This window comes from Streptomyces sp. CC208A (genome assembly GCF_030010625.1).
Lineage (GTDB): Bacteria > Actinomycetota > Actinomycetes > Streptomycetales > Streptomycetaceae > Streptomyces.
In genome coordinates this window covers 78,864-97,828 of the sequence record NZ_JASCXN010000006.1, presented here as the reverse complement: position 1 = coordinate 97,828, position 18,965 = coordinate 78,864, and the positions used below count along the sequence as shown (strand labels likewise).

The 18,965-nt window shown below is 74.5% G+C and carries 18 protein-coding genes and 2 pseudogenes; 14 read left to right on the top strand and 6 right to left on the bottom strand.

Going from position 1 to position 18,965, the window contains the following annotated elements:
• The first annotated feature begins 9 nt into the window (after positions 1-9).
• From QK442_RS09755 to QK442_RS09740, 4 genes are all read left to right on the top strand, one after another.
• Positions 10-630, top strand: coding sequence for an L-threonylcarbamoyladenylate synthase (locus QK442_RS09755; RefSeq protein ID WP_282693478.1), 621 nt, complete (start codon positions 10-12; stop codon positions 628-630).
• Positions 631-756: 126 nt separating this feature from the next.
• Positions 757-1,536, top strand: coding sequence for a metallophosphoesterase (locus QK442_RS09750; protein ID WP_282693477.1), 780 nt, complete (start codon positions 757-759; stop codon positions 1,534-1,536).
• Positions 1,537-1,592: 56 nt separating this feature from the next.
• Positions 1,593-3,062, top strand: a complete 1,470-nt coding sequence (locus QK442_RS09745; RefSeq protein WP_282693476.1) for a DNA-3-methyladenine glycosylase 2 — start codon at positions 1,593-1,595, stop codon at positions 3,060-3,062.
• A 12-nt stretch (positions 3,063-3,074) separates the two neighbouring features.
• Positions 3,075-3,590, top strand: a complete 516-nt coding sequence (locus QK442_RS09740) for a methylated-DNA--[protein]-cysteine S-methyltransferase (RefSeq protein ID WP_282693475.1) — start codon at positions 3,075-3,077, stop codon at positions 3,588-3,590.
• Here QK442_RS09740 and QK442_RS09735 read toward each other — a convergent pair.
• Positions 3,587-4,310 (bottom strand): annotated as a pseudogene (locus tag QK442_RS09735) (Sir2 family NAD-dependent protein deacetylase). The gene QK442_RS09740 and the pseudogene QK442_RS09735 overlap by 4 nt on opposite strands.
• 66 nt (positions 4,311-4,376) lie before the next feature.
• Between QK442_RS09735 and QK442_RS09730 the strand changes: the two are divergent.
• Positions 4,377-4,586 carry a type II toxin-antitoxin system VapB family antitoxin gene (locus tag QK442_RS09730; RefSeq protein WP_282693474.1) on the top strand — a complete coding sequence of 70 codons (210 nt, stop codon included), beginning with the start codon at positions 4,377-4,379 and terminating at the stop codon, positions 4,584-4,586.
• Positions 4,587-4,599: 13 nt separating this feature from the next.
• On the opposite strand, the gene QK442_RS09725 is transcribed toward QK442_RS09730, so the two are convergent.
• Positions 4,600-5,781: an ADP-ribosylglycohydrolase family protein gene (locus QK442_RS09725; protein WP_282693473.1), complete on the bottom strand. Its 1,182-nt coding sequence runs from the start codon at positions 5,779-5,781 to the stop codon at positions 4,600-4,602.
• Positions 5,778-7,484 carry a BCCT family transporter gene (locus tag QK442_RS09720; protein ID WP_282693472.1) on the bottom strand — a complete coding sequence of 569 codons (1,707 nt, stop codon included), beginning with the start codon at positions 7,482-7,484 and terminating at the stop codon, positions 5,778-5,780. The genes QK442_RS09725 and QK442_RS09720 overlap by 4 nt, the downstream gene beginning before the upstream one ends.
• A gap of 112 nt (positions 7,485-7,596) precedes the next feature.
• On the opposite strand from QK442_RS09720, the gene QK442_RS09715 reads away from it, so the two are divergent.
• On the top strand, positions 7,597-8,748 hold the full coding sequence (locus QK442_RS09715) for a glycerate kinase (protein WP_282693471.1): 1,152 nt from the start codon (positions 7,597-7,599) through the stop codon (positions 8,746-8,748).
• A gap of 35 nt (positions 8,749-8,783) precedes the next feature.
• On the opposite strand, the gene QK442_RS09710 is transcribed toward QK442_RS09715, so the two are convergent.
• On the bottom strand, positions 8,784-9,983 hold the full coding sequence (locus tag QK442_RS09710; RefSeq protein WP_282693470.1) for a helix-turn-helix domain-containing protein: 1,200 nt from the start codon (positions 9,981-9,983) through the stop codon (positions 8,784-8,786).
• A 209-nt stretch (positions 9,984-10,192) separates the two neighbouring features.
• On the opposite strand from QK442_RS09710, the gene QK442_RS09705 reads away from it, so the two are divergent.
• From QK442_RS09705 to QK442_RS09670, 8 genes and pseudogenes are all read left to right on the top strand, one after another.
• The gene (locus QK442_RS09705) at positions 10,193-11,062 is read left to right on the top strand and encodes an ABC transporter ATP-binding protein (protein ID WP_282693469.1); all 870 of its coding nucleotides are present in this window, start codon (positions 10,193-10,195) and stop codon (positions 11,060-11,062) included.
• Positions 11,059-11,895 (top strand): ABC transporter ATP-binding protein, encoded by an 837-nt coding sequence (locus QK442_RS09700; RefSeq protein ID WP_282693468.1) that lies wholly within the window; start codon positions 11,059-11,061, stop codon positions 11,893-11,895. Before QK442_RS09705 ends, QK442_RS09700 begins: the two co-directional genes overlap by 4 nt.
• Positions 11,892-12,782 (top strand): branched-chain amino acid ABC transporter permease, encoded by an 891-nt coding sequence (locus QK442_RS09695; RefSeq protein WP_282693467.1) that lies wholly within the window; start codon positions 11,892-11,894, stop codon positions 12,780-12,782. Before QK442_RS09700 ends, QK442_RS09695 begins: the two co-directional genes overlap by 4 nt.
• Positions 12,775-13,842 carry a branched-chain amino acid ABC transporter permease gene (locus tag QK442_RS09690; protein ID WP_282693466.1) on the top strand — a complete coding sequence of 356 codons (1,068 nt, stop codon included), beginning with the start codon at positions 12,775-12,777 and terminating at the stop codon, positions 13,840-13,842. Before QK442_RS09695 ends, QK442_RS09690 begins: the two co-directional genes overlap by 8 nt.
• Positions 13,839-15,107 carry an ABC transporter substrate-binding protein gene (locus QK442_RS09685; protein WP_282693465.1) on the top strand — a complete coding sequence of 423 codons (1,269 nt, stop codon included), beginning with the start codon at positions 13,839-13,841 and terminating at the stop codon, positions 15,105-15,107. Before QK442_RS09690 ends, QK442_RS09685 begins: the two co-directional genes overlap by 4 nt.
• Before the next feature lie 84 nt (positions 15,108-15,191).
• Positions 15,192-16,289, top strand: a complete 1,098-nt coding sequence (locus QK442_RS09680) for a winged helix DNA-binding domain-containing protein (RefSeq protein WP_282693464.1) — start codon at positions 15,192-15,194, stop codon at positions 16,287-16,289.
• A gap of 65 nt (positions 16,290-16,354) precedes the next feature.
• Positions 16,355-16,789: pseudogene (locus QK442_RS09675) on the top strand (GNAT family N-acetyltransferase); the annotation flags it as partial.
• A 102-nt stretch (positions 16,790-16,891) separates the two neighbouring features.
• Positions 16,892-17,335 (top strand): GNAT family N-acetyltransferase, encoded by a 444-nt coding sequence (locus QK442_RS09670; RefSeq protein WP_282693574.1) that lies wholly within the window; start codon positions 16,892-16,894, stop codon positions 17,333-17,335.
• Between the two features lie 58 nt (positions 17,336-17,393).
• Here the strand turns inward: QK442_RS09670 and pssA are convergent, their stop codons facing one another.
• Positions 17,394-18,266 (bottom strand): CDP-diacylglycerol--serine O-phosphatidyltransferase, encoded by an 873-nt coding sequence (gene pssA / locus QK442_RS09665; RefSeq protein ID WP_282693573.1) that lies wholly within the window; start codon positions 18,264-18,266, stop codon positions 17,394-17,396.
• Complete coding sequence (locus QK442_RS09660; RefSeq protein WP_282693463.1) at positions 18,259-18,915, bottom strand: phosphatidylserine decarboxylase; 657 nt, start codon at positions 18,913-18,915, stop codon at positions 18,259-18,261. Before QK442_RS09660 ends, pssA begins: the two co-directional genes overlap by 8 nt.
• Positions 18,916-18,965: the final 50 nt, after the last annotated feature.

Here is an 18,965-nt window from a genome sequence, read left to right as displayed (position 1 = left end):
ACTCGCCCCATGGCGAAGTACATCGACGTGCACCCCGAGAACCCCCAGCCGCGCATCATCGACGGCGTGGCCGACTCGATCCGCAAGGGCGGGCTCATCGCCTACCCCACCGACTCCTGCTACGCCCTCGGCAGCCGGATCGGCAACCACGAGGGCCTCACCCGCATCCGGGAGATCCGCCGCCTCGACGACCGGCACCACTTCACCCTCATGTGCGCGGACTTCGCCCAGCTCGGCCAGCTCGTGCACGTCGACAACCGGGTCTTCCGCGCCGTGAAGGCCGCCGTCCCCGGCGCGTACACGTTCATCCTGCCCGGCACCAAGGAGGTGCCCCGCCAGCTCCTCCACCCCAAGAAGAAGACCGTCGGCGTCCGCATCCCCGACCACGTCGTCACCCAGGCGCTGCTCGCCTCACTCGGCGAACCCCTGCTCTCCTCCACCCTCCTCCTGCCCGACGAGGAGGAGCCGCTGACCCAGGGCTGGGAGATCAAGGAGCGGCTCGACCACCAGGTCGACGCCGTCCTCGACTCCGGCGACTGCGGCACCGTCCCCACCACCGTCGTCGACTTCTCCAGCGGCGAGCCCGAGGTCGTCCGCGTCGGCGCCGGGGACCCCACCCGCTTCGAGTGACCGGCGGGCCACTGCCCCCCAAGTGGCCCTTACGCGACCGCACATGATCACCGTACGGTCGGCCGGGGCGAACCACCGTTCACCCCGCCCGAACCGCCGCCCACCCCGACCGCCGGAGGCCCGTACGTGATCGTCATCGCCCACCTCAGCGACGTCCACATCGACGCGGGGGAGCGCGCCGCCGCGCGCACCCGCGCCGTCCTGCGCCACCTGGAGGAGCTGCCGTACGACCTGGCGGCCGTCCTCGTCAGCGGCGACATCGCCGACCACGCGGACCCCGCCGAGTACGACCGCGCCCGCGAACTCCTCACGAGCCGCCACCCGCTGGTCGTCTGCCCCGGCAACCACGACGACCGCGCCGCCTTCCGGGCCGGCCTCGGACCGCTGCTCCGCGAGGACGGCGACCCGGCCCCGACCGCCCCCGTCGACCAGGTCCTGCGCGGCGACGGCTTCGTCCTCGCCGTCTGCGACTCCTCGATCCCCGGCAAACACGACGGGTACCTGGAGGACGGGACCCTGGAGCGGCTCGACCGCGTCCTCACCGACACCCCGCACGACACCCCCGTCCTCGTCGCCTTCCACCACCCGCCGGTCCCGCTGAACACCCCGTACGTCGACGAGATCCGCCAGTTCGGCGAGGAGCGGCTCGCCGCGCTCGCCGACCGGCACCCGCACCTCACCGCCTTCCTCGCAGGGCACGCCCACACCGCCGCCGCCACCACCTTCGCGGGCCGTCCGCTGCTCGTCGCCCCCGGTGTGGTCTCCACCATCCGGCTGCCCTGGGAGCACCCGGGCCCCGACAGCCCGTACGTCCACCTGGACACCCCGCCCGGGGTCGCCTTCCACGTCCTCGACGGCGAGGGCCGGCTCACCACCCACTACCGGACCGTGCCGGTCTCCGACTGAACGTCCCTGTCGTTTTTCTGCCAGCCCCGGGCCCGCCCGTCCCCGATCCTGGATCCATGCACACCGAGACCGAGCGCTGTGTGCGGGCCGTCCAGTCCAGGGACGCCCGCTTCGACGGCGTCTTCTTCACCGCCGTCCGCACCACTCGGGTCTACTGCCGGCCCAGCTGCCCGGCCGTCCCGCCCAAGCCCGAGAACATGGAGTTCCACCCCAGCGCCGCCGCCTGCCAGCGGGCCGGGTTCCGGGCCTGCAAGCGGTGCCGGCCCGACACCAGCCCCGGCTCCCCGGAGTGGAACGCGCGGGCCGACGCGGTCGCCCGCGCCATGCGGCTGATCCAGGACGGGGTCGTGGACCGGGAGGGCGTCCCCGGCCTCGCCCGCCGGCTCGGCTGGTCCACCCGGCAGATCGAGCGCCAGCTCCTCGCCGAGCTGGGCGCGGGCCCGCTCGCCCTGGCCCGCGCCCAGCGCGCCCAGACCGCCCGCACGCTCGTCGAGACCACCGCGCTGCCCTTCGCCGAGATCGCCTTCGCCGCCGGCTTCTCCTCCATCCGCTCCTTCAACGACACCGTCCGCCAGGTCTTCGCCCTCACCCCCGGCGAACTCCGCGCCCGCGCCGCCCGCCCCGCCGCACCCCACACACCCGGTGTGATCGGCCTCCGGCTGCCCTTCCGGGCCCCGCTCGAACCGTCGAACCTCTTCGGCCACCTCGCCGCCACCGCCGTCCCCGGCGTCGAGGAGTGGCGCGACGGCGCCTACCGGCGCACCCTCGCCCTCCCGTACGGGCACGGGATCGTCGCCCTCGCCCCGCGCCCCGACCACATCGCCTGCCGGCTCTCCCTCACCGACCCCCGCGACCTCACCCACGCCATCAGCCGCTGCCGCCGCCTCCTCGACCTCGACGCCGACCCCGCCGCCGTCGACGACCGGCTCCGCACCGACCCGCTGCTCGCCCCGCTCGTCGACAAGGCGCCCGGCCGGCGCGTCCCCGGCACCGTCGACCCGGCCGAGTTCGCCGTCCGCGCCGTCCTCGGCCAGCAGGTGTCCACGGCCGCCGCCCGCACCCACGCGGCCCGGCTCGTCACCGCCCACGGCGTCCCCGTCGACGACCCCGAGGGCGGCCTCACCCACCTCTTCCCCACCCCCGACGCGCTCGCCGGACTCGACCCCGAGACCCTGGCCCTGCCCCGCAGCCGCCGCACCACCCTCCTCACCCTCGTCCGGGCCCTCGCCGACGGCGACCTCGCCCTCGGCCCCGGCACGGACCGCACGGAGACCCGCGCCCGGCTGCTCGCCCTGCCCGGCTTCGGCCCCTGGACCACCGAGGTCATCGCCATGCGCGCGCTCGGCGACCCCGACGCCTTCCTCCCCGGCGACCTCGGCGTCCGCCGCGCCGCCGAACACCTGGGCCTGCCCGCCACCCCCGCCGCGCTCACCGCCCGCTCCGCCCACTGGGCGCCCTGGCGCGCCTACGCCGTCCAGTACCTGTGGGCGACCGACAGCCACCCGATCAACCACCTCCCCGCCTAAGGAAGTTCCGCCATGCCCCGCACCGTCGTGCACACGGTCGTGGACAGCCCCTACGAGCCGCTGACCCTGGTGGCCGTCGACGGCGTCCTCAGCCGCGTCCACATGACCGGCCAGCGCCACCGCCCGCCCGAGGAGACCTTCGGCGCCCGCGACCCCCGCCCCTTCGGTGAGGCGATCCGCCAGCTCGACGCCTACTTCGCGGGCGGACTCACCGACTTCGACCTGCCACTCCACCTGGAGGGCACCCCGTTCCAGCTCCGCGTCTGGGAACGGCTCCGGCTCATCCCGTACGGGGAGACCCGCACGTACGGCGAACTCGCCGAGGCCCTCGGCAACCCCGGCGCCTCCCGCGCGGTCGGCCTCGCCAACGGCAGGAACCCGGTCAGCGTCATCGTCCCCTGCCACCGCGTCATCGGCTCCGGCGGCGGTCTCACCGGCTACGGCGGCGGCCTGGAACGCAAACAGCGCCTGCTCGCCTTCGAGTCGGGCACCTTCGCGTCGGGCACCGGCCCGGACCGCCTGTTCTAGCGGAGCCGCTCCAGGAGGGCCGGCAGCGCCGTGCCGATCGGCTCGCGCAGGACCTCGGCGGCGAGCGGGTCGTACGGGGTCGGCTCGGCGTTCACGATGATCAGCCGGGCCCCGTGCTCGGCCGCGATCCCGGCCAGCGAGGCCGCCGGCTGCACCTGGAGGCTCGTCCCGGCCACGACGAACACCTCGGCGGCCTTGGCCACCGACATCGCGTCGGCGAGCACCACCGGATCGAGCCGCTGCCCGAACATCACGGTCGCCGGCTTCAGGATCCCGCCGCAGGACCGGCACGCCGGATCCGGGTCGCCGGCGTCGAGGCGCTCCAGCGCCTCCGCCATCGGCGACCGGGCGTGGCAGGCCGTGCACACCACCGACCGGACGGAGCCGTGCAGTTCGAACACCTTCCGCTCCGGCATCCCCGCCGCCTGGTGCAGCCCGTCAGTTCTCGACATGCCGCGTGATCCCCCGCAGCGCATGCCCGGTCCGCTCGAAGGCGGCGATCGCGAGGTGCGCCGCGTTCGGCTCCGCCGTCAGGAGCGAGGTCTCCCGCCGCATCAGCCACGAGCGGCGGCGGACCTCCGGGTCGGCCATGTACGGCCCGTAGGTGACCAGCCGTTCGGCCCCGGGGTCCCGCCGCCAGAGGCCGTTCGGCCCCCGGTAGTCGGGGATGCCCGAGTCGGTGGAGATGCCGGCACCGGTGAGAATCGCGACCATGGTCATGCCCGGGAGGTCAGGCGCGCCCGGACGGCTCCCGCGACCGGGTTTCCCGGTGCTAGGTTCGCGTCCATGGCCAAGGTGAACATCGCGCTCGACGCCGAACTCGTCGTGGAAGTCATGGTCCTGACGGGCGTCGGCAGCCCGCAGGACGCCGTGGAGACCGTCGTCCGCGACTACATCGCGCGCGGCCACCGCACGGAGGCCAGGACCGCCTCCCGCGACGAGGGCCACCGCACCGGCGACATGCTCCCGCCGGAGCCGCCCCACCACGGGGGCTGATCCCGCGCCGTGGTCACCCCGGTGGCGTGGCCAGGCGCAGGGTGCGCTCGGCGAGTTCGGTGATGGCGACGCCGTCGAAGCCGTAGACGGCGCTGCGCACCCGGTTCCGCAGCGGCTCCGACCACTGGGGCGGGATCGCCGCCGCCCCGCACAGCACACCGGCGACCGAGCCGGCCGTCGCGCCGTTGGAGTCCGTGTCCAGGCCGCCGCGGACGGTCAGTGCGATCGTGCGGGTGAAGTCGCCCTCGCCGTAGAGCAGTCCGGCGGTCAGCACCGCCGCGTTCGGCACCACGTGGATCCAGCCGAGACCGGCCGTGCGCGCCGCCAGCTCGTCGAGCGCCGCCGACCAGCCGAGCCCCGCCTCGTACAGCGCGATCGCCTCCCGTACGGTCCTGGCGAGGCGGCTCCCCGGCGGCACCACCTCCAGGGCCGTGACCAGGGCGGAGCGGGCGTCGGGTGCGGTGAAGGCGGCGGCGACCAGGGCGGCCGCCCACATCGCCCCGTACACGCCGTTGCCGGTGTGCGAGACGACGGCGTCCCGGCGGGCGAGGCCGGCCGCGCGGCGCGGGTCGCCGGGGCTCGTCAAGCCGTAGACGTCCGCCCTGATCAGCGCCCCGATCCACTCCTGGTAGGGGTTGTCGTACGTGGCGGTCAGCGGCGGCCGCAGGCCGTTGGCGAGGTTCCGGTACGCGGCCCGCTCGGCGGTGTACGTCTGGAGGTACGGCAGCCGCAGCAGCCACACCTCGCCCACCTGCTCGGTGGTGAAGGCGGGGCCGTGTGTCTCCAGCAGGTGCAGCCCGAGGAGCGTGTAGTCGACGTCGTCGTCCCGGCAGCTCTCCCGGATCCCGCCGCGCACGCACTGCCGCCATTCGGGCCGCAGCTCGAAGCCCTCCGCCCCGGCGGGCGGCGGCGGGAGGTAGTCGGTGAGCGGCAGCGCGTCCGTGAGCCGCAGATAGGCGTCGATCCGCTCCCGCGTCCAGTGCTCCCCCTGCTCGACCGGCTTGCCCAGCATGTTCCCGGCGATCCGCCCGGTCCAGCCGCCGAGGATCCGGTCGGCGAGGCCGGGGTCGGTGGGACCAGTGCCGGTGGGGCCTTGGCCGACGGCGGCGGGAACGGCGGAGGGCCGGCCGGCCGGGCCCGGACCGGCGGGGCCCGGGCCGGGCGGGGTCGGGCGACCCTCGGAGCCGTACGTCATGCTCCGCCTTCCCGGGGCGGCTCGTCGCCCTCCGTGTCGGTGCGGGAACGGGCCGCGCGGCGGAGGCGGTAGTGCCGGGTGCGGCCCTGTTCGGTCATCACCTCGCCGACCAGGGCCCGCACCGCGTCGCCGAGGCCGTGCAGGGCGTGGTGCCGGGCCGGGCCCGCGCCCGGGTCCTCGCGCAGCTCCTTGATCAGCGCCCAGCACAGCACCAGCATGACCACCACGAACGGCAGCGCCACCAGGATCGTCGCCGTCTGGAGCGAGTCCAGGCCGCCCACCACGAGCAGCACCGCCGCGACCGACGCCATCAGCACGCCCCACGTCACCACCAGCCACGTCGGCGGGTGCAGAGCCCCCCGACTTGTCAGCGAGCCCATGACGAGGGAGGCCGAGTCGGCGCTGGTGACGAAGTACGTCATCACCAGGATCATCGCCACCACCGAGGTGATGGTGCCCAGCGGCAGCGCGTCCAGCATCGCGAACAGCGACGCCTCCACCCCGTCCGCCACCGCCCCCGCCAGATCGGCCTCGCCCGTGGACTCCAGCCGGATCGCCGTCCCGCCCATCACGCAGAACCAGACCACCGTCGCCCCCGAGGGCACGAGCAGCACGCCCATCAGGAACTCGCGGATCGTCCGGCCGCGCGAGATCCGGGCGATGAAGGTGCCCACGAACGGCGCCCAGGACAGCCACCACGCCCAGTAGAAGATCGTCCAGGCGCCCAGCCACTCACTGTCGGTGAACGCGCCGGTACGGCTCGCCAGCGGCAGCAGCTGGTGCAGGTAGGTGCCGACCGAGGCCGGGATCGTGTCCAGGATGTAGACGGTCGGGCCGAGCAGGAAGACGAACAGCGCCAGACAGGCGGCCAGCACGATGTTCAGGGTCGACAGCCACTTCACGCCCTTGTGCAGCCCCGAGAAGGCCGACAGGACGAAGGCCGCCGACAGCGCGCCGATGATGGTCAGCTCGGTGGCCGTGGAGTCCTCCACGCCCATCGTGATGTCGAGCCCCTCCGCCACCTGGAGCGCGCCCAGGCCCAGGCTCGTCGCGGTGCCGAAGACGGTCGCGAAGACCGCGAGGAGGTCGACCACCCTGCCCTGCCAGGACACGGCCCGGCGGGCGCCGAGGAGCGGGACGAAGGCGCTGCTCAGGCGGGGGCCGCGGCCCTTGCGGTAGCCCGCGTACGCGAGCGCGAGACCGGCGATGCCGTAGATCGCCCACGGGGTCAGCGTCCAGTGGAAGAAGGAGTACTCCATCGCCGTCTGGGCCGCCGCGCCCGAGCCCGCCGGGACGCCGCTGGCCGGCGGCGGGTCCAGGAAGTGCTGGAGCGGCTCCCCGACGCCGTAGAACATCAGGCCGATGCCCATGCCGGCGCTGAACATCATCGCGATCCACGCCAGATTGGTGAACTCCGGCTCCGAGTCGTCCGCGCCCAGCCGGATCCGGCCGAACCGGCTCACCGCGATGACCACGCACAGCACCAGGAAGGTGTCCGCGGCGACCACGAACAGCCACGCGAAGTTGTCCAGGACCCAGGAGAGGGCCGTGGAGGAGGCGGTGTCGAAGGAGTCCCCGGCCAGTGCTGCCCAGGCGACGACCGCGGCGACCGCGGCCACCCCGATCCCGATGACCTTCTTGTCGGGGGCGAGGTGTTCCGGTACGTGACCGGAGGGCGGCCACTCGTTCATATCCGTGCTCATGTGAGCCCACTATGGTCGGACATGTGGTGTTATCCGGGGGTGGCACGCCGTCTGCCCTGACGGATAGGGTCGGCCCTGGCGCGACTGCCTGTTCGAAAGCAAGGGATGCAAGGTGACGGACGGAGCAGCAACTCAGGTCGCTCACGTGCTCGTGGCGGCCGACAAGTTCAAGGGCTCGCTCACGGCCGTGCAGGTCGCGGAGCGGGTCACGGCGGGACTCCGGAAGGTCGTCCCCGGCCTCTCGGTCGAGGCCCTGCCCGTCGCCGACGGCGGCGACGGCACGGTCGCGGCCGCGGTCGCGGCCGGGTTCGAGCGGCGTGAGGTACGGGTCACCGGGCCCGTCGGCACCCCGGTCACCGCCGCGTTCGCGCTGCGCGGCACCACCGCGGTCGTCGAGATGGCGGAGGCGTCGGGCCTCCAGCTCCTCCCCGCCGGGGAGTTCGCCCCGCTGACCGCCACCACGTACGGCTCCGGCGAGCTGCTGCGGGCCGCGCTCGACGCGGGCGCCACCACGATCGTCTTCGGCGTCGGCGGCAGCGCCACCACCGACGGCGGCGCCGGGATGCTCGCCGCGCTCGGCGCCCGCTTCCTCGACGCGGCCGGCGAGCCCGTCGGCCCCGGCGGCGCGGCCCTCGCGGACCTGGCCTCCGCCGACCTCTCCGGCCTCGACCCGCGCTTCGCCGACGTCGAGTTCATCCTCGCCAGCGACGTCGACAACCCGCTGACCGGCCCCAAGGGCGCGCCCGCCGTCTACGGCCCGCAGAAGGGCGCCACCCCCGAGGACGTCGAGACCCTCGACACGGCCCTCGCCCACTACGCACGGGTCCTGGAACAGGCGATCGGCCCCGAGGCCACCGAGCTCGCCGCCTCCCCCGGCGCGGGCGGCGCCGGCGGCATCGGCTACGGCGCCCTCCTCCTCGGCGCGAGCTTCCGCCCCGGCATCGAGCTGATGCTGGAGGTCCTCGGCTTCGCCCCCGCCCTGGACCGCGCCACCCTCGTCATCACCGGCGAAGGCTCCCTCGACGAACAGACCCTCCACGGCAAGGCCCCCGCCGGCGTCGCCGCGGCGGCGAGGGCGGCCGGCAAGGAGGTCGTCGCCGTCTGCGGCCGCCTGGCCCTCCCCCCGGAGACCCTCGGCGCGGCCGGCATCCGCCGCGCCTACCCCCTCTCCGCCCTGGAACCGGACCCCGCCAAGTCCATCCCGAACGCGGGCCCCCTCCTGGAGGAAGTGGCCTCGCACATCGCGCGGGACTTCCTGGCGTAGCCCATACGGGCCGGGCGTCTCCGGACGCCCGCCCGTCACCCCGGCGACGTCAACCGGAAGGCGTCCAGGGCCAGGGTCATCTCCGTGAGGTCCCTCGGGCGGGAGAGGGAGCGGGAGGTGAGCTGTTCCAGGCGGCGGAGGCGGTTGAAGACCGTGTTGCGGTGGCAGTAGAGGCGGCCTGCCGCGCGGCCCGCCGAGCCCTCGCACTCCAGCCAGGCGTCGAGGGTCTCCAGGAGCACCGCCCGGTCCGCCGGGTCCAGTTCGAGGAGGCCGCCCAGGACGTCGGTGACCAGGAGTTCCGCCAGGTCCGGGCGGCCCACGATCAGGGCGCCGGCCATGCGGCGGTCCAGGCGGACGACCTGGCGGGTGCCGGGTGGGCAGGTGCGGAGGGCGAGTTCGGCGAGGCGGCGGGCGCGGCCCAGTTCGGTGAGGCCCGTGACGACCGGGCTGATGCCGCCCGGTCCCGGGGCCCGCCCGTCGAGGAGGTCCGCCAGCGCGTCCAGGCCCGTGCCGTCGGCCAGCGCCACCACCCCGATCTCGCAGTCGGCCCGCATCCGCCACAGGAACCGCAGCCCCTCCGCCCGCACCTGGCGGTGGAAGGGTTCCCGCTCCTCCCGCCGGTCGGGCCGCAGCACCACCACCGCGTACCGCCCCTGCTCCGGCAGGTCCAGGCCCGCCGCCGCCCGCGCCACCACCTCCGGTGACCGCTCGCCCTGCAACAGCGCGTCCAGGAGCGCCTGGAGCTGCTCGTCCGTGCGGCGCCGCAGCTCCGCCTCCGTCGCCCGGTACGCCTCCGAGGCCCGGTCGGCCTGCGCGTCCACCGCCGACCACACCGTCGTCGCCGACTGCATCAGCGCCGCGAGCTGGGCCGCGTCCGGCCCCGCGCCCTCGATCAGCGCGTCCCACACCAGGTGCCCGGCGTGCCGGTACGCGTGCACCACCAGCTCCAGCGGCATGCCCTGCTCGGCCCGCCGCCGGCCCATCAGCTCCGCGTGCTCCAGGTCCCGCCGGGGCGAGTTCCGGGGCGCCGAGATCATCTCGATGCCGATCCGGATCGCCTCGTGCGCCTCCTGCCAGTGCTGGTCGTACGGCACGATCCGCCCGTAGGCGGGCTCGTACGCGTGCAGCTCCGTCAGATGCTCGTCCACCAGCTCCGGCACCCGCTCCAGAAGCGCCGTGCACGCCCGCGCGAGCACCTTCCAGTCGTCACCGGTCCGTCGTCTGCGCCGTCCCATGCCGGGAGCATCCACCGCCCCGCCCCCGACGGCAACGCCCTGACGCGCGGTGTTGTGCGGGTGCACAGCCGTCCGGCGGCCCCGCTGGTCACCGGCAGCGTTTCCGCCGCCGGCCGTGGACGGACGGTCCGGCGCGGTGCTGGGGTGAGCGCCACCGAACGGCCGAGTAGCACGCACGAGTAACAACGGCGGCCGGGAAAAGGGGAGTCATGGGAGGTACCGCACCCGCCCTCGAGGTGACGGACCTGACGGCGGGCTACGGACCGGTGCACGCCCTGCGGCGCGTCTCGCTGACCGTGCCCGCGGGCACGGTCGTCACCGTCCTCGGCGGCAACGGCGCCGGCAAGTCCACACTGCTGCGGGCGGTCTCGCGCACCCTGCGGTTCCACGGCGGGGCCGTGGTCTCCGGCACGGTCGCCGCGGCCGGCCGGCCGCTCGACGGGCTGCCGCCCGACCGGGTCGTGGCCGCCGGTGTCTGCCAGGTCCCCGAGGGCCGGCAGGTCTTCGCCCGCATGACGGTCGAGGACAACCTGAGGGCCGGCGGACTCGCCCGGCGCGGCGACCGGTCCGCGAAGGCCGCCGCCCTGCGCCGCGTCCACGAGCTGTTCCCCGTCCTCGCGGACCGGGCCCGGCAGCCCGCGGGACTGCTCTCCGGCGGCGAACAGCAGATGCTCGCCGTCGGCCGGGCCCTGATGGCCGCCCCGGAGCTGCTGCTCCTCGACGAGCCCTCGCTCGGCCTCGCCCCGCTGATGGCGGCCCGCATCGCGGACGCGGTCCGGGAGATCAACGCCCAGGGCACGGCCGTGCTCCTCGTCGAGCAGAACGCGGCGCTCGCGCTGCGGCTCGCCTCCCACGCGTACGTCCTGGAGGTCGGCGAGGTCACCCTCTCGGGGCCGGCGGCCGAACTCGCCGCCTCCGACGAGGTCCGCCGCCGCTATCTCGGCGTCGTCGACGCGGATGCCGCCGAGGACGGGGCCCGCGCCCGGACCGTCCACCCCGTCCTGTCCCGCTGGGACGAAGAGGCCCGGATCCCCGTCCGGATCCCCCTCCAGGGCCTCCGTCGCAAGGAGAACCGATGAGCAGCACCGCACCACCGCCGCCCCACGGCCCGGACGGCCCGGCGAGCCCCGCCCGCCCCGACGTCCCCGCCCTCACCGTCACCAGCCTGACCGTCCGCTTCGCCGGGCTCACCGCCCTCGACGGCGTCGACTTCACCGTCAGGCCCGGGACCGTGCACGCCCTCATCGGGCCCAACGGGGCCGGCAAGTCCACCTGCTTCAACGTGCTCTCCGGCGTGTACCGGGCCACCTCCGGCTCCGTACGGCTCGGCGAGCACGAGCTGACCGACCTGCCCCCGCACAAGATCGCCGGACTCGGTGTCGGCCGGATCTTCCAGAACCTGGCCCTGCCGCCCCGCGCCACCGTCGAGGACAGCCTGATGCTCGGCCGCCACCGGCTCACCCGCACCGGCTTCCTCGCCGCCGGGCTCCGGCTGCCGTCCGCCGCCCGCGAGGAGGCCCGGCACCGGGCCCGCGTCCGGGAGATCGCCGACTTCGTCGGGCTCGGCGGCCAGCTCGCGCGACCCGCGGGCTCGCTCCCGTACGGACAGCAGAAGCTCGCCGAACTGGCCCGCGCGCTCTGCATGGAGCCCACCCTGCTCCTCCTCGACGAACCGGTCGCCGGCATGACCGCCGACGAACGCCGCCGCACCGCCGCCGTCATCGCCGGCGTCCGCGACGGCCTCGGCATCTCCGTGCTGCTCGTCGAGCACGACATGGGCCTGGTCATGCGGCTCGCCGACTCCGTCACCGTCCTCGAATTCGGCCGCCGCATCGCCGACGGCAGCCCCGCCGACGTACAGAACGACCCGGCGGTCGTCCGCGCCTACCTCGGAGAGGAGACCGCCGCGTGAGCACCTTCGCCGAGTTCCTCATCAACGGGCTCTCGCTGGGCTCCGTCTACGCCCTCATCGCCCTCGGCTTCGTCGTCATCTTCCGCGCCACCGAGGTCGTCAACTTCGCCCATGCCTCCCTGCTCCTCGCCGGCGGCTACCTCGTCGCCGTCCTGCACGAACCGCTCGGCTTCTGGCCCGCGCTGGCCGTCGGCACCGCGGGCGCGGCCGTCGTCGGCGCCGCCGTCGAGTTCCTGGTGATGCGCCGCCACCGGGGCGCGGACCACAGCGTCCTCGCCATCGTCACCATCGGCGTCGACATCCTCCTCGCCACCGAGCTGACCCGCCGCATCGGCACCGACATCCTCGCCCTCGGCGACCCGTGGGGCGACGCCGTCGTCACCTTCGGTCCGGTGACGATCGCGCAGACCCGGATCGCCGCCCTGCTCGCCGCCGCCCTCCTCATCACCGCCTTCCTCCTCGCCTTCCGGTACACCTCCTGGGGCGTCGCCATGCGGGCCGCCGCCGAGAACCAGGAGACCGCCGCCCTCATGGGCGTCCGCCTCGGCCGGGTCTCGCTCGGCGCCTGGGCGGTCGCCGGAGCCCTCGCCGCGGTCGCCGCGCTCTTCCTCACCGTCTTCCCCACCCCCGGCCTGGAACGCGGCACCTCGCTGGCCGCCCTCAAGGCCTTCCCCGCCGCGATCCTCGGCGGCCTCGACTCCACCACCGGGGCGCTCGCCGGCGGACTGATCGTCGGCGTCGTCGAGTCCCTCGCCACCGGCTACCAGTCCGACCTGGCCTTCCTCGGCCGCGGGATCGGCGACCTCGCCCCGTACCTGGTGATGGTCGTGGTGCTGCTGATCCGCCCGGCCGGCCTCTTCGGCACGAAGGAGCTCGCCCGTGTCTGAGCGCCTCAAGATCCCCGCGAAGGCGTACGCCTGGACCGCCGCGGCCCTGCTGCTCCTCGCCCTCCCCTTCTACCTGGAGCGGTTCTGGCTCCAGGCCGGGCTGTTCGCCATGGCCGCCGCCCTCGGCGCCCTCGGCATCAACCTCCTCACCGGCGCCACCGGCCAGCTCTCCATGGGGCACGCCTTCTTCCTCGCCGTCGGCGCCTACGGCTACTGCGCCCTGGCCGGTGACGGCACCGACGGGCTCACCGGCCTCGGCCTGCCCGGCTGGCTCGCCGCCGTCCTCGCCGTCGGCCTCGCGGGCCTCGCGGGCGGGATCTTCAGCCCCATCGCGGGGCGGCTGCACGGCGCGTACCTCGGCATCGCCACCCTCGCGCTGATCTTCATCGGCCAGCACGTCCTCTTCAACGCCCACGGCCTCACCGGCGGCTACAACGGCCGCGCCGTCCCCCCGCTCAGTCTCTTCGGCCTCACCTTCGACGACACCGAACTCCTCGTCGCCCAGGTGCCGTTCGGCGCCCTGGAGAAGCTCTGGTACCTGGGGCTCGCCCTCCTCCTCGCCGGCGTCCTCTTCGCCCGCGGGGTGCTCAGGGGCCGCCCCGGGCGCGCCATGAACGCCATCCGCGACCACCGGATCGCCGCCGGCGTGATGGGCATCCCCGTCGCCCGGCACCGCGCCGCCGTCTTCGTCCTCTCCTCCATGTACGCGGGCCTCGCCGGCGTCCTGCTCGCCCTGGTCTTCCAGCGGACCGTGCCCGAGTACTTCGGCATGGCGCTCTCCCTGGAGTACCTGGCGATGATCGTCATCGGCGGGCTCGGCTCCGTCGCCGGGGCCGTCGCGGGCGGGGTCTTCGTCGCCCTGCTTCCGCAGCTCCTCGGCCGGTACGCCGAGGCCCTGCCGCTGGTCTCCGCCCCCGGCACCGGCGGCATCGCCCCCGGCGAGGCGGCCCGCTACCTCTACGGCGCCGCCGTCGTCGGCGTCGTCCTCTTCCTGCCCGGCGGCCTCGCGAGGCTCGTCGCGCGCACCCCGTTCCACCGACCCTCAGGGGAGACACGATGAAGCACAGACGACAGGCGGCCGTGCGGGGCCTCGCCGCGACGCTCGCGACGCTGGCCGCGCTCACCGCCGCCGGATGCAGCTCCAAGGCGAAGACCGGCGACGGCGAGCAGACCGGGGCGGGCGGGGTGAAGACCGGCGAGGGCGTCACCGACACCACCATCGCGATCGGCGCGCTCACCGACATGACCGGCGTGTACGCCACCCTCGGCAAGAGCGTCACCCAGGCCCAGCAGCTGTACGTGAAGCAGGTCAACGCCGCCGGCGGCATCTGCGGCCGGAAGCTGGAGCTGACCGTCCGCGACCACGGCTACGACCCGCAGAAGGCGCTCGCCGCCTACACCGAGCTGGAGCCGAAGGTCATCGGGTACGCCCAGTTCATCGGCTCCCCGTTCGTCGCCGCCGTCAAGCAGCGCGTCGACGGCCAGGACAAGGGCCTGGTGATCCCCCAGGCCTGGTCGGCCTCGCTCCTCGGCTCCCCGTACATCCGCGTCCTCGGCTCCACCTACGACGTCGAGACGATCAACGCCGTCGACTTCCTCGTCACCGAGAAGGGCCTCACGAAGGGCGACAAGCTCGGGCACGTCTACTTCGAGGGCGACTACGGGGAGAACGCCCTCAAGGGCTCGAAGTACGCCGCCGAGCAGGCCGGTCTGACCATCGTCGAGCAGAAGATCAAGCCCACCGACAACGACATGTCGGCGCAGGTCTCGGCGCTCAAGCAGGCCGGGGTGAAGGCGGTGCTCGTCAGCGCGGGCCCCCGCCAGGCCGCCTCCCTGGTCGGCGTCGCCGCCGCGACCGGCCTGCGCGTCCCCGTCGTCGGCAACAACTCGGCCTTCGCACCCCAGCTCCTGGGCACGCAGGCGGGCCCGGCCCTGGAGAAGATGTACTGGTTCGCCTCCCCGAGCCTCCCGATCGGCGCCGACGCCCCCGCGGCGAAGAAGCTCGCCGCCGACTACGCGGCCGCCTACCCGGACGACGGCCTCGACAACGGCGTCGTCGCCGGCTGGACCGCCGCGGCGGCCTTCGGCGAGATCCTGAAGAAGGCGTGCCAGAAGGAGGACCTCAGCCGGGAGGGCGTCGCCAAGGCGCTCCTCATCCTGAGCGCCCACGACCCCGGCTTCGGCATGACCCACGACTTCAGCGACCCGAAGTCCCCCTCCTCGCGCCACTCCGTCATCCTCCAGCCCGACAAGAAGGCCCCCGGCGGCATGCGCACGGTCCGGCAGCCCTTCGTCTCCGAGGCGGCGAAGAGCTACACGCCCTGACCCGCCCCTGACCCGCTCCTGAAACGGACGACGACCCACGGAAAGAGGACGGAAACCGTCCTCTTTCCGTGGGAACGTGAGGCCATGACCGTCCTCTCCGCCCGTGCCCTGAACCGCGCCGCCCTCGCCCGCCAGTTCCTCCTCGACCGCACCGGCGCCCCGGCCCACGACGTCGTCGCCCACCTGTGCGGGATGCAGGCGCAGGAACCGCAGGAGCCGTTCACCGGCCTCTGGTCGCGGATGCGGGACTTCCGCCCGGAGACCCTGGACGAGCTCCTGACCGGGCGCCGGGTGGTCCGCACCCACCTGATGCGCCGCACCGTCCACCTCGTCACCGCCGAGGACGCGCTCGCCTGGCGCGCCCGCCACGACGCCATGCTCCGGCAGAAGGTCCTCACCGCCTACCGGGCCGAACTCGCCGGGGTCGACCCGGACGAGCTGGCCGCCGCCTGCCGCGCGGTGATGGCCGACGGCACGCCCCGCACCATGGCCGAACTCGTCGAGGCGCTCGCCCCCCGGTGGCCCGGGCCCCCGCGCCGGGCCCTCGGCGAACTGCTCGTCGCGGGCGTCGTCCCGATGGCCCAGCTGCCCCCGCGCGGCCTGTGGGGGGCCAGGGCCGGGGTCCGCAACCAGACCCTCGCGGGCTGGCTGGGCCGCGAGGTCCCCCCGCTTCCCGAGGACGGCACCGACCCCGTCGGGCAGACCCTCCTCCGCCGCTACCTCGCCGCCTTCGGGCCCGCCTCCTCCGCCGACCTGCGCGCCTGGTGCGGCCTGACCGGCCTCCCCGCCGCCGTCAGGGCCGCACGCGGCGAACTCGTCGCCTTCCGCGACGAGCGGGGCCGCGAACTCCTCGACCTCCCGGACGCGCCCCGCCCGGCCCCGGACACCCCCGCCCCCGTGCGGTTCCTGCCCGCCTTCGACAACGCGGTCCTCGGCTACCAGGACCGGAGCCGGATCATCGACGACGCCCACCGCGGGCTCTCCGTCGCCGGCGAGCGCGTCGCCCTGGTCGACGGCCGGGTCTCCGCCACCTGGACCCTGAAGGACTCCGTCCTCGTCGTCACCCCCCTCCGGCCCTTCTCCCGGGCGGAACGCGCCGCCGTGACCGAGGAGGGCACCGCCCTGGCCTCCTTCCTGACCGGCCGCGCGAGCGACCGCGTCCGCCTGGCCGCGTCCGCCTGACCGTGCCTCGCGCTCCCCGGCCGCCGTGTCACCTGGCGGAAACCTGCCGGTGTGATCCTGCGGTCATGCACGTGATGATCGAGGAGAACGCCGCCCACCCCCGCCTGCCCGCCCTGCTCACCGCCTACCACCTCGCCACCGAGACCGAGAAGGGCGCAGCCCCGGCCGGCCCCGCCGGTCTGCCGGCCGCCCGCCGTGCCGAGGCCGAGGACCCCGCCGCCTTCGCCGCCGACACCGTCCTGCTCGCCACCGCGCCGGGGGCGCCGGCGCCGGCCGGGTGCCTGGTCCTGAAGGCCGGGGCCGTGCCCGAGATCAAGCGGCTGTGGGTGGAGCCGGAGGCCCGCGGGCGGGGGCTGGCCGGGGCGCTGATGGGCGAGGCGCTGCGCAGGGCCGCCGCGGCGGGGGCGCGGGCCGTGCGGCTCACCGTCTGGGAGTGGCGGCGGGGCCCCCTCGCCCTCTACCGGCGGCTCGGCTTCGAGGACGCCGAGCCCTGGGACGACCGGCCGGGCCTGCTCTGCCTGGAGAAGCGGATCGAGCCCGGCGACCGCGTCGAGCTCCTCGCCCCGGAGGCCGTACGGGCGCACGCCGACGCCCTCGGGGCCCTGCTCGTGGACGCCGTCGACGGCGGCGCCTCGGTCGGCTTCCTGGCGCCCCTGGAGCCCGCGGAGGCGGCCGTCTGGTGGGCCGGGGCCGCCGACGGCCGGGACGTGTGGGCGGCCTTCGGGCCGGACGGCGCCGTGACCGGGGCCGTCACCCTCCTGCGTACCGCCACGGCCAACGGCCGCCACCGCGGCGAGATCGCCCGGCTCCTCGTCCACCGCTCCGCCCGCGGCCGGGGCCTGGGCCGCCGTCTCCTTGCCGCGGCCGAGGCCCACGCGGCCGCCACCGGCCTCACCCTCCTCGTCCTGGACACCCAGACCGGCAGTCCCGCCGAGCGGCTCTACCGGGGCGCCGGCTGGACCCCGGCCGGCACGATCCCGGCATACGCCGCCGACCCCGGCGGCACCCTGCGGGCCACCACCCTCTACTACAAGGTCCTGGCATGACGAAGGGCCCGGAAGCTCTCGCTTCCGGGCCCTTCGCCTCCGTCCCTGCCCGGCGGCGTCAGCGCAGCTGCGCCGCCTCCGCCTGCCGGGCCTCCCGGATCTCGCGGCGGTTGCCGCGGAAGGTGTTCACTCGGCGGGCCGTCGCGAAGAGGGGGATCACGGCGCCCAGCACGACCTGGAGGGCACAGCCGGTCTGGAGGAGGAACGCCCCGCCCGGGGCGTCGAAGGCCCAGGCGGCCAGCATGGCCATCGCTCCGATGATCCAGCTGAGCATGGCGGCGGCGAGGACGCCCCGCGGCTTCGGGTACTCGACCCGGCTCACCATCAGCCACGCCGTGCCGATGATCGCGAGCAGCGTCGGGATGAACGGCAGCTCAAGCAGGATGATCGAGACCACCGTCAGCGCGCCGAAGGGGCTCGGCATGCCCTGGAACATGCCGTCCTTCATCGTCACGCAGGAGAACCGCGCGAGCCGCAGGACCACCGCGAGCAGCACCACGATCGCGGCGACCGCCGAGACCTTCTGCTGCGCGTCGTCCGCGACCATGCCGTAGACGAGCACGAAGTACGCCGGGGCCAGACCGAAGCTGATCAGGTCCGACAGGTTGTCGAGCTCGGCGCCCATCGGCGAGCTGCGGAGCTTGCGCGCCACGATGCCGTCGAAGAGGTCGAAGATCGCCGCGCACAGCATCAGTATCACGGCGGTGGCGGCGCTGTTGCGCGCCATGCCCGTCTCCGTGCTGCCGGTGAGGTGCGGGATGAGGATGCCCGTGGTGGTGAAGTACACCGCCATGAAACCGCACGTGGCGTTGCCGAGCGTGAGGGCGTCCGCTATGGACAGCCTCAGCGACAGCGGCATCTCCTCTGCCTCGGCGGCCTCCGCCTCGGCGTCGGGGACCCAGTCGGCGGCCCGTGTGTCGGGATCAATCACGGTCAATGCGAGTCACCCCCGCGGTCGTGGTCTGACCGACCTCGACGGCGACATCGACACCTTCCGGGAGGTAGATGTCGACCCGCGAGCCGAAGCGGATCAGGCCGATGCGGTCACCCTGCTCGACCTTCGTCCCCTGCGGGATGTACGGCACGATGCGCCGTGCCACGGCACCCGCGATCTGGACCATCTCGATGTCACCGAGCTCGGTGTCGAAGTGCCAGACGACGCGCTCGTTGTTCTCGCTCTCCTTGTTGAACGCCGGGACGAAGCCGCCCGGGACGTGCTCGACCGAGGTCACCGTGCCGGCCAGCGGCGCACGGTTGACGTGCACGTTGAGCGGGCTCATGAAGATGGCGACCCGGGTGCGCCCGTCCTTCCACGGCATGATGCTCTGCACCACGCCGTCGGCGGGGGAGATGACCCGGCCCTGAGCGATCTCGCGCTCGGGGTCACGGAAGAACCACAGCATGCCGGCCGCGAGCGCGGTGGTCGGCACGGCGATGGCCCGGGCGCGCTTCGAACGGCCGGAGCGCGCGAGGCTCAGCGCCGCCGTGGCGACGGTGGGCAGAAGCCACGGCGACGCTCCGCGTGCGATGCGTACGCCCTTGAGGCTGTCGCGGTGTGCAGAGTTTGGGCTGTGGGGCATGGATGACCTTCGTAGCGGATGATGCCGCGCTGGCGATGTGGGGACGGCGG